Raw genomic sequence first — 15169 nt, 5'->3', positions numbered from 1 at the left:
AATCCACCCTGCAATGATTCCCTGGCAACCGCTCACCCAAGCCGAACAGCTCACCGATATCGTCCGCGAATCGCATGAGCAGCCCGTTCTCATATTCAAGCATAGCACCTCCTGCTCCATCAGCGCCGCTGCCAAGAGCAAGCTGGAACGCCAATGGGCCGATGCGGGGCTGGAAAACGCGAAGATTTACTACCTCGATCTACTGCGCTACCGCCCCATTTCTGCCCAGGTGGCTGAGCAGTTTGGTGTGCGCCATGAGTCGCCCCAGCTGCTGCTCATTCAGGATGGCGAATGCCGCTACGACGCCTCACACATGGGCATCCGCCTCAGCGACGTGAAGACGGCGGTGAACTCGTGAACTCGTGAAATGGTGAGTTGAAGGACTTGTCAGCAGACCGAACCTCAACTCACCATTTCACTAGCTTACTACTCGCCATAAGTAAACTGAACCTCTTGCCGGATTTCCGGGTTCAGGCTCAGGGCAACCGGGCAGGTGCGGGCGGCGTTTTCCAGCATGGCGCGGTGTTTCGGTGATAGAGCGGCGGGCAGGTTGAAGTGCACGTCGATTTGACCGATGCGGCGCGGTTCGGCCAGCATGTGCTTGGTTACGTTGAAGGTAGTGCCCGTCAGATCAAGCTGGCTGCGCTCCGCCACGATGCCCATAATGGTCATCATGCACGAGCCGAGCGCCGCACTAACTAGGTCGGTAGGCGAAAAGGCTTCTCCGCGGCCATGATTATCCACCGGGGCATCCGTTACGATGGAGTTGCCGGAGGCGATGTGGGTGGCTTCAGTGCGTAGCTGGCCGGAATAGCGGGCGGTGGCAGTGCTCATAAATCAACAAAAGAGGGTAAGACAATGCGTGTAAATTTACGTACTTTCGATAAGTCGGCTGTTCAGCGACAGGCTTTTGCCTCCATTGTTCAATTTCCAGCTCCTTCGCCACCCGTGCGTACTCTACCCGCTTTCGGATGTCTTCTACTCGCCGCTATGGCAGTCGCACCTTCTGCGTGGGCGCAGAGCGAGAGTGGAAGCGTCAGCGCCACCGATGAGCCTTCCTACCGGAAGGAAGTTACCTATGGTATCAACTTCAACACCCGTGGCGGCCTGATCGGTGGGGCGACGGTGCGCTCCTCCAAGACATTGTCGCAGAACTGGTCGCGTTTCTGGAGCATCGAAGGCGTAGAGGTAAAGCACCCCAAAGAGCAACGCCGCACAAACCTGAACACCGGCGGAACCTATGTGTATGGCAAGTCAAATTACTTATTTGCATTGCGGCCTTCGTTCGGCGTTCAACGGGTGATCTTTCGCAAAGCGCCGGAATCAGGTGTGCAGGTGAATGGCAGCCTAGGTGTGGGCCCTTCAATCGGGCTGCTTATGCCCTACTATATTGCCTACGATGAAACGGATCGAAATGCTAATGGTCAGGTGCCACCAAACAAGCAGGTCAAGATTGTGAATGAGCAATACGATCCGAACCGTCACAGTGACGGACGCATATACGACCGCGCCCCGTTGTTCAGCGGTATTGGTGAAACTAAGCCAAATTTCGGCGCGCACCTACGCGGTGCTCTGAGTTTCGAATACGGTCGCTATCGGGATGCCGTGGCGGGCGTAGAAGCGGGTTTTCTGCTCGAAGCCTACACCAAGAAGCTGACAATCCTGCAGGTGCAGCAAGCAGGCGAAACCAAGTCGCTGAATGAGCAATTCTATCCTTCGGTGTACCTGACGATTTACCTAGGTCATCGTAGCTGATCGGTTGTCATTTAACAGATAGCATTTAACAACTGGCAGACGGGCAGCATCGCGCTACGAACCTCCTGCCGGGGCTATCGGTTGTGTAGTATCAACTTATCATCTGGCTTGTTAAATGGTAGCTGATAACTGTTAACTGACCTTTACCTTTGTAGCATGGATGATCTGTTGCTGACTCTGCCGATAATACAACCACAGCCTGCCGCGCCTACTAAGCCGCGGAAGCCCGATTGGCTGCGCGTGAAGCTGCCCGTAGGCCCCGAATACGCGAAAGTCCGTCGCTTAGTGGATGAGCACAAGCTGCATACAATCTGCGAAAGCGGCAACTGCCCGAACATGGGCGAGTGCTGGGGTGCTGGCACGGCCACATTCATGATTCTGGGTAACGTCTGCACGCGCTCCTGCTCGTTTTGCGCCGTTGCCACGGGTCGCCCCAACGAGTATGACCTAGATGAGCCGCGCCGCGTAGCCGAAGCCATTCAGCTGATGGGCGTGAAGCACGCCGTGATTACCTCCGTGAACCGCGACGAGCTGAAGGACCGCGGCGCCAGCGTGTGGTACGAAACGGTGGTGCAAACCAAGCAGCTTTCGCCCACCACGACCATCGAGACGCTCATCCCCGACGTGAAAGCCAATTGGGCCGCGCTGGATACGATGATTGCCGGCGGCCAGGAAGTGGTATCGCACAACATGGAAACCGTGGGCAGCCTCTACCGCCTGGTACGCCCGCAAGCCAAATATGATCGTTCGCTGGAGCAGATTCGGCGCACGAAAGAAGCCGGCAAGCGCACCAAATCGGGCATCATGCTAGGTTTGGGCGAGCAGAAGGAAGAGGTCTACAAAGCTATGGACGACCTGGCTGAAAACGGCCTCGATATCCTGACCCTAGGTCAGTACCTGCAACCCACGAAGCGCCACATCGAAGTAGCCGAGTTTATCCATCCGGATCTGTTCGCGCATTACCGCGAAGAAGGTCTGCGACGCGGCCTCAAGTATGTAGAGTCCGGTCCGCTGGTTCGCAGCAGCTACCACGCTGAGCGCCATGTGAATGTGCCAATCTAGTTGATTAAGACGACCAAAAGCAAAAAGGACAAGCTGCCAGCTTGTCCTTTTTGCTTTTGGTCAACTCCAGAACGTCAGCACGCGAGATGCGCTTCCTTTATCAGCATGACGTTCTAACGGTGAACAGGACGGTACAGGTTAGCTATCGAAGCAGGAGCGCGTATGTTCGCCTCACTGTTCTGCACCTCTGCCAAAGCTTCCTACTTCATGCTTCCAAAGCTAGCTTCTCTGATTATCTGCGTTTTACTGCTTTTTACAAGCAGTCTGCGCGCCCAAACTGACACACGCAAACAAGTACAATACCTCTCCGGCACCGATAACAACCACACCGCCACCTGGGATTTTTACTGCACTGGCGGCCGCAAAAGCGGCTACTGGACTACCATTCAGGTGCCGTCGTGCTGGGAGCAGCAAGGCTTCGGCAGCTACAACTACGGCCGCGACTACAAGACCTACGGCAAGAACTTCCGCTTCGCCGACGAGAAGGGCCAGTACAAGCGCCAGTTTCAGGTGCCGGCGAGCTGGAAAGACAAGCAGGTGTACCTAGTGTTTGAAGGCTCGATGACGGACACGGAGGTGAAAGTAAATGGCCAGCTCGCTGGCCCGATTCACCAGGGCGCTTTCTATCGTTTCAAATACGACATTACCAACAAGTTGCAGGCTGATAAAGCCAACCTACTGGAAGTAACGGTGAGCAAGATGTCGGCCGATGCTTCCGTAAACAACGCCGAGCGCCTAGCTGATTACTGGATTTTTGGCGGCATTTTCCGGCCCGTGTACTTGGAGGCGTATCCGAAGCAGTTTATTGCCCGCACGGCCATTGCTGCCAAAGCAGATGGCACGTTTGCCATGAACGTGTTCCTGAAAGGTGCGCCGCAGAATGCTGAGCTACAAGCTGATATTCTGGATGCTGTGGGCAAAGTAGTAGGCACGGCCAAAGGCACGGCAAGCGCACAGGATACGGTCGTTACGCTGCGCACCAAGGTGAATAAGCCCTTGCAGTGGACGGCCGAAACGCCGAACATGTACTGGGCCAACGTGACGCTGAAAACGGGCGGCAACCTAGCTTTTCAAACCACAGAGAAGTTTGGCTTCCGCACCATCGAGATTAGGCACGGCAAAGGCATCTACGTGAACGGCACGCAGGTGAAGATGAAAGGCATCAACCGGCACAGCTGGTGGCCCGAAACCGGCCGCACGCTCAACGATTCCATTCACCTCGGCGACGTGAAGCTCATCAAGGAGATGAACATGAACGCCGTGCGCATGTCGCACTACCCGCCCGATGCTAAGTTTCTGGAAATCTGTGACTCCCTGGGTTTGTACGTGCTCGACGAGCTAGCTGGCTGGCAGAAAGCCTACAGCACCAAAGCCGGCGAGAAGCTGGTGAAGGAAATGGTGGAAAAGGACGTGAATCATCCTAGTATCATCTTCTGGAGCAACGGCAACGAAGGCGGCACCAACAAGGAGCTGGACGATGATTTTGGTAAATATGACCTCTCCAACCGCCCTGTTATCCACGCGCATCACCGCCCCGGTAACGCCTATAATGGCATCGATTGCAACCACTACGAAGACTACTACAGCACCCAGAAAATCCTGGCTGACTCGCTCATCTACATGCCCACCGAGTTTCTGCATGCCCAGGATGATGGCGGCGCGGCCGTGGGGCTGGCTGATTTCTGGGAAGTGCACTGGAAGGCGCAGCGCTCGGGCGGCGGCTTCATCTGGGCGCTGGTGGATGAAGGCATCGTGCGCACCGACCTGAACAACATCATCGACGTGAACGGCGTGAACGCACCCGACGGCGTAGTGGGTCCGCACCGCGAGAAAGAGGGAAGCTTCTACGCCATCCGCGAGATCTTCTCGCCGGTGCACATCACGCTCAAAGAGCTACCTAGCTCCTTCAAGGGCAGCATTCCGGTGGAAAACCGCTACCACTTCACCAACCTGAACCAGTGCTATTTCCAGTGGGAGCTGGTGAAGTATCGTAAGCCGGGCGAAGCTTTCTCCGGGTACACTACTTTGAAAAAGAGCCGGATAGCTAGCCCCAATGTGGCGCCGCTTGCCAGCGGTAAGCTCGATCTGAAACTGCCCAAAGACTGGAAAAGCTACGACGCGCTGTTGCTTTCGGCCTACGACCCGGCCAAGAACCTGGTGTATAAATGGTCGTGGAAAACCGTAGGTAACGATAAGCTGCTGGACGGCATCCTGACGCTGCAAGACAAGCAGCCGCTGCCCGTAGAAGCCACCGAAACGGATAGCACCCTCACGCTGAAAGCCAGCGACATCACCGTGACGTTCAACAAGCGCAACGGCAAGCTTACGGGCGTGAAAGGCAACGGCGGCGATAGATTGTCCTTCGGCAATGGCCCCGTGATGGTGAGCGGCAATGCTAGCTTCACCGGCCTCACGCACCGCAAGGAGAACGACGGCGAAGTAGTGGAAGCCAGCTACACCGGCGACCTGAAGTACGTGCGCTGGAAGATGCACGGCACCGGCTGGCTCAGCCTCGACTACGAGTACGCGCTCAACGGCGACTTCCCCTTTACGGGCGTGAGCTTCACCTATCCCGAAAACTTTGTGCTAGGTGCTAAGTGGCTGGGCAAAGGCCCCTACCGCGTGTGGAAAAACCGTCTGCAAGGCGTAACCGACAACGTGTGGGAAAATGCCTACAACAACACCCAGACCGGCGCCGCGCCCTGGATTTACCCCGAGTTCAAGGGCTACTTCGCGGATATTACCTGGTTGGAGATGAACACGGTAGAAGGCAAATTCCTGGTAGCCAGCCCCGACAAAGGTCTGTACGTGCGGATGCTGGATTTCTACGGCCTGTCGGGCGTAAAGCCGCACCCGGCGCTGCCCATCGGCAACCTATCTTTCCTGGATGCAATTCCGCCCATCGGCACCAAGCTAGCGTTGAACGTGGATGCCAACCCCCAAAAGCTAGGTCCGAACAGCGAGGTGAACCACGTAAGTGGCAGCACCAAGCGCACCTTGTACTTCTTCTTCGGCCTGCCCAAGACCAGCGGGGAAAAGCAGCCGTACACGGTGCCCGCTAAGAATGATTTGTTCTAGCTGTAGGAACGCGCCACGGCGCGTTCGGTCATTGAACAATCTGGCAAGGGTTAGTAGCCTAGTCGTAGGTAATCGGATTGCTTAATTCGTGCGGGTGCCGAACGCGCCGTGGCGCTTTCCTACTAAACATAAAGCCCTTCTCAGCGAACTGAGAAGGGCTTTATCATTTCTGATCTAGAAGCCTAACGACGAGCGTTAGTGTCTTGCGGCGGGTACGTACCCAGGATGCTACCGACAATGCGGTAGGTTTCCTGCTCCGAGATGGTTTGCTGATCCAGCTGAGCCTGACCCTGGCCGCGCCAAGCCAGCTCTTTGCGATGTGCATCAACGAAGTCGATGATGACGGTACCGGCTTTGTACTCAGTTACAGGCGTGTAGCCGTAGCCCCGGCCGTAGAAGCCATAGCCGTAGTACGGATAACCTAGGCCGTTATAGTAAGGCGATACGCTCTGCTTATCCTCAACCTTAGCCGAGTAGGCGATGTACAGGTCGGGGTTGGTTTCAGAGTAGGCTAAGCCTTTCTTCTGCATCTCCGTTTCGACGGCAGCGCGCATGCGCTTATCGAGGAACGACTCGTAGCCTTTGGCAGGGCCGCCTTCGGTGTCAGGCTGCTGCTGTGGATACCAGGCCCAGGTTTTGTAGGCCCGGAAGTTTACAGAGTGATCAAAGTCGGAAGAGACACCTACGCGCGACGTAGTGGCGCAGCTCGTAGCGCCCAACAGTAAGGAAAGACCGACAAAAGCCAACGCGGCCGGTCGGGCAAAAAAGCGGGTGATGCGGTTCATATAGTTGGTTATGCGGTGTAGTTAGAGGACGAATAAGCTAGGTGCTAGTGTGCGCGAAAGCCGTTTCTCCTTCTTGGTATGTTAACATTAGCTCAAGCGTCAACGTTCCAAAGTAGTAGGCTTGCCGAGTACTTATTCATACGGACTTTTTGCCTTGATATTGTTTGGCGCGAAATTTTCTATTTACAGATTTATACGATAAAAACTATGAAACGACTCATACTCTGCTTATTCGCTCTTGCACCTCTGGCATCGTGCAGCACCGCCGAAATTGGCAGCAACTCGCGCGCTAACCGGACGCCTGTCGCCCACAACAGCATCGTGGAGTGCGGCTTGTACAATGGCATGACCAAAGAATCGACCGTGCTGGCTACCCTAGGTTCCGGCACCCAGGTGCAGGTCACGGACACGGTAGACCAATACTTCGTGAAGGCTCGCCTCACCAAAGACGGCAAGACCCTCAGCGGCTACATGTATCGCACCTGCTTCGCGCAATAAAGTTGTTGACGTGCTGGTGAGTTGGAGTGCTGGTGAGTAGTTAGATTGATAGACTCCTGTTTTTGATGTTTTCAAATAAATAAAAAGGCTCGTACAATCCGTACGAGCCTTTTCTCTTTTTCACTCTATGTGCAGATGAGCACATTACCCCATCAACTCACCAGCACATTAAAAATTAATACGAAGGGCCTCGGTCGGTCGGAACCAAGCTCTCTTCCTGGTCGGCGTATTCTTCAATGGCCGTGCAGGAGCAGATCAGATTTCGGTCGCCGAAGGCGGAATCGATGCGGCTGACGCTAGGCCAGAACTTCGCGGCGCGGGTGTACTCGGTTGGGTACACGGCTTGCTCGCGCGAATACGGACGCTCCCAGTTGTGGATCAGCACCGTAGCAGCCGTGTGTGGGGCGTGCTTGAGCACGTTGTCCTTGGCATCGGCCTGGCCTTCTTCCACGGCCCGGATTTCTTCGCGAATCGAAATCATGGCTTCGCAGAAGCGGTCTAGCTCCTCTTTGCTTTCGCTTTCGGTGGGCTCTACCATCAGCGTGCCGGCTACCGGGAAGGAAACCGTAGGCGCGTGGTAGCCATAGTCCATGAGGCGCTTGGCAATGTCTTCCACCTCAATACCCACTTTCTTGAACTGACGGCAGTCCAAGATCATTTCGTGTGCGCAACGGCCATTAGCACCAGTGTACAGCACCGGGTAGTGCTCTTCCAGCTTGGCCTTGATGTAGTTAGCGTTCAGGATAGCCGTTTCTGTAGCTGCCTTCAGTCCTTCGCCGCCCATCATCGAGATGTAAGCGTAGGAAATGGGCAGAATGCTGGCCGAGCCCCAAGGAGCGGCAGACACAGCACCGCCCTTGCGGCCGTCAGCATCGACTACCACGTGGCCGGGCAGAAAATGAGCTAGGTCGGCTACTACGCCGATCGGGCCTACGCCGGGGCCACCGCCGCCGTGCGGAATGCAGAAGGTCTTGTGCAGGTTCAGGTGGCACACGTCGGCGCCGATGGTGGCGGGAGAGGTGAGGCCCACCTGGGCGTTCATATTGGCGCCGTCCATGTACACGCGCCCACCGTGCTGATGGATCGTCTGGCAGATGTCGATGATAGTTTCCTCGTACACGCCGTGCGTGCTCGGGTACGTCACCATCAGGCAGGAAAGGTTATCGGCGTGCTTGGCGGCTTTTTCTTTCAAATCAGCCACGTCGATGTTGCCTTCTTCCGTGCTTTTCACCACCACCACCTGCATGCCGGCCATCACGGCCGAAGCCGGATTGGTGCCATGCGCGGAAGCCGGAATCAGAGCAATGTTGCGGTGGCCTTGGCCGTGCGCTTCGTGGTAAGCGCGAATCACGAGCAAGCCGGCGTATTCGCCCTGCGCGCCCGAGTTCGGCTGCAAGCTCATGGCCGCGAAACCCGTGATTTCGCACAGCCAGGCTTCCAGGTCGCGGAAGATTTCGGCGTAGCCTTGCGCTTGCTCGCGCGGAGCGAAGGGGTGAAGGCTGCCGATTTCGGGCCAAGTTACCGGAATCATTTCGGCGGTGGCGTTAAGCTTCATGGTGCACGAACCCAGCGGAATCATGGAATGAGCCAGGCTCAAGTCCTTGTTTTCGAGTTGCTTCATGTAGCGCAGCATCTCGTGCTCGGCATGGTGCGTGTTGAAGACGGGGTGCGTGAGGTAGCTGCTTTGGCGGATGAGGCCAGCGGGCCAGTTCAGCTCAATTTCGCCGGGTAGCAGGGTTTCTACGCGGGGCGCTTTGCCGAGCACTTTCGCGAACAACTCTACAATCTGGGCTACGTCGGCGGCTTCCGTGTTTTGGTGCAAAGAGATGCCCACACTCGTGTCGCCGAAGTAGCGGAAGTTCACGCCGGCATCTTCGGCTTCGCATTTCAATACGTGGCGCAGCTCGGGGCTTTCCAGCTTTAGGTGCAGCGTATCGAAGTAGTTCTCATTTAGCTGCTCCACACCTAGGGCACCTAGCTCCTGAGCCAGCACCTGAGTGTACGCGTGAATGTTCACGGCAAATTGCTTGATGCGCTGCGGACCGTGGTAAACGGCATACATGCCAGCCAGCACCGATAGCAGCACCTGCGCCGTGCAGATATTGCTGGTGGCCTTCTCGCGGCGAATGTGCTGCTCGCGGGTTTGCAGGGCCATGCGGTAGGCCTTGTTGCCGGCCGCATCCACGCTCTGCCCGATAATACGACCAGGAATCACGCGCTTGAAAGCATCTTTAGTAGCAAAAAAGCCCGCGTGCGGACCGCCGTAGCCCATCGGTACGCCGAAGCGCTGGGAGTTGCCCACGCAGGCATCGGCGCCCATCTCGCCGGGCGAGGTGAGCAGCGTGAGAGCCAGCAAATCGGCAGCTACTACTACGAAGAGGCCGTTTTGGTGAGCTTGGGTGATGAAGTCAGTGTAGTCAAACACTTGGCCATCAGCGGCCGGGTATTGCAGAATAGCGCCGAACAAGCCGTCGGAACCTAGGTCGGCGGTGCGGTGGTCGCCTACAACCAGCTCGATGCCGAGCGGCGTAGCGCGGGTGCGCAGCACGTCGATGGTTTGGGGCAGCACTTGCTCCGAGACGAAGAACTTGGTGGCGTTCTTTTTCTTGGTTTGGCTGTGGAACATGTGCAGCGCCTCGGCAGCGGCCGTGCCTTCGTCGAGCAACGAAGCGTTGGCGATTTCTAGGCCGGTCAGGTCAATTACAACCGTCTGGAAGTTGATCAGCGCTTCCAGACGACCCTGCGCGATTTCCGCTTGGTAAGGCGTGTAGGCCGTGTACCAGCCAGGGTTTTCGAGGATGTTGCGCTGAATCACGGCAGGTAGCGCCGTGTCGTGGTAGCCTAGGCCGATGTAGTTTTTGTACACCTTATTCTGGCTGGCTATCTGCTTGAACTTCGTCAAAAAAGCCCGCTCCGTGAGGGCAGCGGGCAGGTTCAGAGGACGCTGAAGCCGAATGGCCGCCGGTACCGTTTCGTCGATAAGCTGCTCGACCGAATCCACGCCGATGGTGCGCAGCATCTGAGCAATAGCAGCCTCGTCGGGACCGTTATGACGGTCAACGAATACGTCGGCGGGCTTGGGGTGAAGAGTCATATAGAAGAGTAGAAGTGACTGGTAAAACGGGCGAAGCGAGCAAGCAAGGAGCTAGGTTTAGACCACAGACACAGAAAGCAATGAAGTAGTCGCACTTAGCTAGCTCAACTCGCACGGCTAAACACCACAAAGGTAAGGTGAAAACCAATGTTACGTAGGTGCCGGAAGCTGCGCTTTACTTACATTCGTCCTGCCTGCTCAACCTAAATCCTATGCGGAAAGTTACCCTAGGCCTCATTTACGAAGGAAAAAATCCGCCCGACCGCCGCGTGGCCCTCACGCCCAAAAAATGCGCTGAGGCGCTGAGCAGCTTTCCCGGCTTGCGGATTGTGGTGCAGGAAAGCCCCGTGCGCAGCTACGCCGATCAGGAATACCGCGACCTAGGTATTGAGGTGCGCGCCGATGTGTCGGATTGCGACATGCTGCTGGGCGTGAAGGAAGTGCCCGTAGCGCAGCTTATTCCCAACAAAACCTACCTGTTTTTCTCCCATACCGTCAAGAAGCAGCCCCGCAACCGCGAGCTGCTGCGGCAGATCCTGGCCAGGAACATCACGCTCATCGATTATGAGATGCTGACTAATGAGCGCGGCGAGCGAATCGTGGCCTTCGGGCGCTATGCGGGTATTGTGGGGGCTTACAACGGACTGCTGGTGTATGGTCGCAAGCACCAGCTTTATGAGTTGAAGCCGGCATACCAGTGCGTGGACATGGATGATATGCAGGAAGAGTTCTTCAAGGTGAAGAAGCTGCCGCCCATCAAGATTGCCGTGACTGGCGCCGGCCGCGTGGCGCAGGGCGCCCTGGAAGTGCTTACGCGCATGGGCATTCGGCAGGTGAGCGTGTACGACTACTTATACCTGGAATTCAACGAGCCGGTGTACACCCAGCTTCGCTCCTCCGACTACAATGCCCGCATGGATGGCCGCGTGTGGGATACGCCTGATTTCCACCGGAATCCGCACGCCTACAAATCAACGTTCGATAAGTTTCTGCCCGTCACGGATCTGCTGATTGCCTGCGCCTACTGGAACCCGACAGCCCCCAGGCTCTTCACCGAAGCCGAAACCCGGCAACCTAGCTTTCGCATCAACACCATCGCCGACGTGACCTGCGATGTGGATGGCTCCATTCCGTGCACCAAGCGCAGCACCAGCATCCCGGAACCGGCCTTCGACTACAACCCCGCCACCGGTGAGCTGGAGCCGCCGTGCTCACGCCCCAAAAACATCACCATCATGGCCGTGGACAACCTGCCGTGCGAGCTGCCGCGCAATGCCTCCCGCGACTTCGGCCGCCAGCTGCTTGATACGGTGTTTCCGCACTTGCTGAGCGACACGCCGGATGAGATAATTGAACGCGCCACCATTACGCGCCACGGCCAGCTTACCGACCGCTACCAGTATTTGCAGGATTACGTAGCCGATCTAAAAACAACCCCCGAGTCGGTGACCTAGGGTGGTGCAACGACTCGGGGGTGCGCGTAAGGGCCTAACCGTTTATCTTACTTGCAGCACGGGGTAGCGGGCGCGCACAATCTGGTAAACACCGTAGGCCATCAGACCTAGAGCTACGATGCCGAGAACGGCCGGCCCCATGGAACTCAGCAGATCAAAGGCGCCCTCGGTGCCGTGCACTTCCTGCGAATTAGAGTTGAGGGCCGCTTGCAGTAGAAAGTACCCTAGGATGCCGAGCACAATGCCACGGGCCGTGTAGCCAGCCTGACCGGTGCGCTCCACTATTTGTTTCTGCTCGCTGGATAGAGAGCTTGAATCAACGTGCTTTTTGAACTTGCCTGCATAGGCGCGGTAGATTTGATACAGCCCTATACCAATGGTAGCCAGCGCCGCGGCACCCACCAGCCATTCTCCAAGGGGAAGTGCCAGCGCTTTTGCCACAAGCGTTTGCCGGTTGGTATCGCCTCCGCTGCTTGTAGGAGCACCTTGCAGCGCCGCACGGCCGGCGTAGAGTGCAAGTGCGGCATAGACAACGCCGCTGCCAGCGTAGCCCAGGCGCTTGGCTAGCCCAACAGGCTTGCTGCCGTTGTTTTCCGTGTCGCGCACGGCTTGCACGAAGCGCCAGATGACGTAGCCTGCGAGTCCTAACGCGACTAGGCCTAGCAACCACCTACCCAGGGGTAACGCCTGAATCGTCAGAACGGCCTTTTGCTTGTCGGCCGTTTGGCCACCTTTTATGCCGGTGGCAGCCAACAAGGCTAGCCCACCCAACAGGAAGTATACAATGCCTTTTGCCGCGAAGCCAAAGCGGGCTAGCGTGCGAATACCCTCGGAAGGCGAGGGAAGAGTAGGAGAAACAGAAAGTGCCATGGCAAGTAGGGAGGGGAGGAGCTTACAGATAGCGGCTCTACGTGACTGGTGTCACAAATGGTTACTTGCTAGAGTGTTGGTTAGCTCAACTCTGTTGCCTCCTTAAGCAGGCCATTTGCGTGCACAGCCCCGACCAATGCACTAAGGCTGGCTTTCCCGTCCAAACAAATCGTTGGGCCGGTAAATGGTCGCACCCTTTTGAATCAGCGGTTGGTTTTCAGGTAGGTCGAGGGTGATAATTGGCTTACCCTGTACTATTTCACTATCGAATAACCGCTGCAAATTGCCGTCTGGCGCCATGTAAGGGATAAAGAAATTATCCGCCAAATCCCCCACAAGCAGGTTCCGAATATCGGCCGTTTCCTGCGTGGTACTGGTCACGCGTGGCTCGAAGGGCGTCACGAAGAGTAAGTGGTCGGCCGCAAGCTCGGTTTCGTATTCGAGTTTAAGTCCCTGTTGGATGCCACGACCTAGGGCATATACGATTGGGTAATGGCGGGTAAGTAAGTAGCGGAAGATGCTCTGTTCAAGCTGCGAATGAAAACCCGACAGCAGGCAGTGCCCAACCTGCCGCTGTTCCAGCACCCACAGATACGTCGCACGCTCGATAGTAGCAGGATAGTCGCGGGAGCACAAAAACGCTGTTTTAATCAACCGCAGTAAGTTGATGTTGCCGAGCGTGTGCAGTTCATCCGGAGCAATTGACATGAGTAAAACGGACCGATAGCCACTGCTACGTACGGGCTTTCGGAATTTTAATAGACGCTCTTCAGTAAAAAAGGCAAAAGAACCCCGCCTCAACTAACTAGCTGAAACGGGGGTTCTTTTAACTGAAGAATAAAGCAAAATATTGCTCGAAAGTTGCGTTAAAACCAGTCTTCGCTTTCCGCAACTGTTTGGCCGCTCCGCTATTGAACGATGGTCAAACGACTTATCTCACTAGCTTTCTTGGTGATCTAAATTAGCGTTGTGTGCTGGCGTAGTTGATACCATTGGCTACACGAAAGCCTAACAGTCATGTTGGTCGCATTTAGCGGAAAGCACCCAGAAGGACTGCAAACGCAATTGTTGTGACAACCAGCTGCGCACCTAGGCTTGTGCCAAATCCAGCCCAGGCGGCACCTTTCTTCTGACGGTGAGCTTGCGCCCGATAGCCTGCTGCATAGCTTGAATCTTGAAGGAGGGCAGGATTAGGCGCATTTAGGTTTGCCTCTTTTGGCGGTTTTTGGGCAATTGCTATGGCGGCGCCAGCACCAAATGGTCCTACCAAGTAAGTTGCTCCGAACGAACCCCAAAATGCGCCAGGTGCTCGATAGTACCGACGCGCATCGGCGATGCCCTGCATTTTATGCTGATTGATCAATTCGGCGGAGAGCGGAGCGGCCGGATTGTGCAGTACTTCCTTCGTACCGTTGGCGTAGCGAATCAGAAAAACGGCGCTATTGGCTAGCCGCAGCGTATCGCCGATTTCCTGAAGGTAGGTAATCTGCTCGGGCGTGATAGTCAGTACCTTTCCTTTCACTTCCTCGCCGTTGGTCTGCAGGATAACATCCTGGGCGGAACTTCGGAAAGCCACGAGCAGCAGTCCGCAAATAAGTAGCAAATGGCGCATAAAAAGCTAGGTATAAGCAGGGTTAGTAAGTTAGCGGTTTCGGGAATTAAAGCCCAGGAGCAGGCTGATGCGGGCGCCGCCGTTGCCGGGCACCACCGCTAGGTTCACGGGGAAGTTGACGCCGTTGGCGTGAAAAGATGTGCCAATCGCCAGCGCCACGTTGGCGCTGATCGGGGTCAAATTCGGACCTAGGCCAAACTCAAAGCCTTTCGGCCCACGAATACCGACCATTGCGTTCAGGCTAGGTACAAACTTGCCTTGCTCCAGCCCACCAATCAGCGGCACGAACTCGAACAGCCCCGAAGTGCCGTTGGGCATTCGGAAGATGCGCGTTTCGAATTGCCAGCCAAACTGCGTCAGGAAGGGGTTGAGGCTGAGCCGATCATCCGCTTTGCGGGCCACGCCGCCCGTGAGCAGTGTCATGCCCAGGCGCGGGCCACTGAGGTGTATTTCCTGATAGATGGATGGTTCGTCACCAGGCACAATGGGGCCGCTTAGAGCGGGGGCGGGAGCAGTAGGTGCAGCCACAGCCGGTGTTCCGGGCGGCGGTCCGGCCTGAAAGACGTCTTTGGTGCCGTTGGCGTAGCGAATCATAAACACCTCACTCCGGCGAATGGTGATAAGCGGGCCATCCGGGTTGTCGGTGCGCTTATAGGTGATTTCGGTGGGCCTGATTTCCAGCACTTTCACGGCTAGCTCCTCGCCGCTCACTTTGGTAAGCACATCCTGCGCACGGGCAGATAGACTCAGTAAGCTCAACGTCAGCAGGGTAAAAAACAGGCGTAGCATAGGGGCAGCAGCTAGGGTGGGATGACTACCGAAAGATGCAACCTAGGTTAAGCGAAACGGCAACGAACTTTTATGAATATTAGACTTTGTATTACAATAGTTTAATAAATTATGTATCTGTAATTCAGTAAAATAATTAGGTATTAATCTGACTTATCAGGTTTTGATCTGG

13 protein-coding genes are annotated in these 15169 nt (G+C 56.1%); 6 read left to right on the top strand and 7 right to left on the bottom strand.

Annotation, left to right across the window (positions count from 1 at the left end; all coding sequences use genetic code 11):
* Positions 1–13 precede the first annotated feature (13 nt).
* Complete coding sequence (gene ytxJ / locus IEX74_RS04575; RefSeq protein WP_188811488.1) at positions 14–358, top strand: bacillithiol system redox-active protein YtxJ; 345 nt, start codon at positions 14–16, stop codon at positions 356–358.
* Positions 359–426: 68 nt separating this feature from the next.
* Here the strand turns inward: ytxJ and IEX74_RS04570 are convergent, their stop codons facing one another.
* Complete coding sequence (locus IEX74_RS04570) at positions 427–834, bottom strand: OsmC family protein (protein WP_188811487.1); 408 nt, start codon at positions 832–834, stop codon at positions 427–429.
* A gap of 156 nt (positions 835–990) precedes the next feature.
* Here IEX74_RS04570 and IEX74_RS04565 point away from each other — a divergent pair, with 156 nt between their 5' ends.
* From IEX74_RS04565 to IEX74_RS04555, 3 genes are all read left to right on the top strand, one after another.
* Complete coding sequence (locus IEX74_RS04565) at positions 991–1755, top strand: hypothetical protein (protein ID WP_188811485.1); 765 nt, start codon at positions 991–993, stop codon at positions 1753–1755.
* Between the two features lie 168 nt (positions 1756–1923).
* Positions 1924–2817 (top strand): lipoyl synthase, encoded by an 894-nt coding sequence (gene lipA / locus IEX74_RS04560; RefSeq protein ID WP_188812966.1) that lies wholly within the window; start codon positions 1924–1926, stop codon positions 2815–2817.
* Between the two features lie 207 nt (positions 2818–3024).
* Positions 3025–5895: a glycoside hydrolase family 2 protein gene (locus IEX74_RS04555; RefSeq protein ID WP_188811483.1), complete on the top strand. Its 2871-nt coding sequence runs from the start codon at positions 3025–3027 to the stop codon at positions 5893–5895.
* A 182-nt stretch (positions 5896–6077) separates the two neighbouring features.
* On the opposite strand, the gene IEX74_RS04550 is transcribed toward IEX74_RS04555, so the two are convergent.
* The gene (locus IEX74_RS04550) at positions 6078–6680 is read right to left on the bottom strand and encodes a DUF4136 domain-containing protein (protein WP_188811481.1); all 603 of its coding nucleotides are present in this window, start codon (positions 6678–6680) and stop codon (positions 6078–6080) included.
* 207 nt (positions 6681–6887) lie between these two features.
* On the opposite strand from IEX74_RS04550, the gene IEX74_RS04545 reads away from it, so the two are divergent.
* Positions 6888–7178, top strand: coding sequence for an SH3 domain-containing protein (locus tag IEX74_RS04545; RefSeq protein WP_188811474.1), 291 nt, complete (start codon positions 6888–6890; stop codon positions 7176–7178).
* A 175-nt stretch (positions 7179–7353) separates the two neighbouring features.
* Here IEX74_RS04545 and gcvP read toward each other — a convergent pair whose 3' ends face one another.
* Positions 7354–10272, bottom strand: a complete 2919-nt coding sequence (gcvP, locus tag IEX74_RS04540; protein ID WP_188811472.1) for an aminomethyl-transferring glycine dehydrogenase — start codon at positions 10270–10272, stop codon at positions 7354–7356.
* A gap of 212 nt (positions 10273–10484) precedes the next feature.
* Here gcvP and IEX74_RS04535 point away from each other — a divergent pair, with 212 nt between their 5' ends.
* Entirely contained in the window at positions 10485–11726 is a 1242-nt protein-coding gene (locus tag IEX74_RS04535) for an NAD(P)-dependent oxidoreductase (RefSeq protein WP_188811470.1), read from the top strand.
* Between the two features lie 42 nt (positions 11727–11768).
* Here the strand turns inward: IEX74_RS04535 and IEX74_RS04530 are convergent, their stop codons facing one another.
* From IEX74_RS04530 to IEX74_RS04515, 4 genes are all read right to left on the bottom strand, one after another.
* Positions 11769–12596 carry a DUF1206 domain-containing protein gene (locus tag IEX74_RS04530; protein ID WP_188811468.1) on the bottom strand — a complete coding sequence of 276 codons (828 nt, stop codon included), beginning with the start codon at positions 12594–12596 and terminating at the stop codon, positions 11769–11771.
* 141 nt (positions 12597–12737) lie between these two features.
* Positions 12738–13304: a DNA-binding protein gene (locus IEX74_RS04525; RefSeq protein WP_188811466.1), complete on the bottom strand. Its 567-nt coding sequence runs from the start codon at positions 13302–13304 to the stop codon at positions 12738–12740.
* A 322-nt stretch (positions 13305–13626) separates the two neighbouring features.
* Positions 13627–14208, bottom strand: a complete 582-nt coding sequence (locus IEX74_RS04520; protein ID WP_188811464.1) for a hypothetical protein — start codon at positions 14206–14208, stop codon at positions 13627–13629.
* 30 nt (positions 14209–14238) lie between these two features.
* On the bottom strand, positions 14239–14997 hold the full coding sequence (locus IEX74_RS04515; protein ID WP_188811462.1) for a hypothetical protein: 759 nt from the start codon (positions 14995–14997) through the stop codon (positions 14239–14241).
* Positions 14998–15169: the final 172 nt, after the last annotated feature.

This window comes from Hymenobacter cavernae, from assembly GCF_014641455.1.
Lineage (GTDB): Bacteria > Bacteroidota > Bacteroidia > Cytophagales > Hymenobacteraceae > Hymenobacter > Hymenobacter cavernae.
The sequence above is the reverse complement of the archived record's forward strand: the minus strand, read 5'-3'. Positions and strand labels throughout refer to the sequence as shown.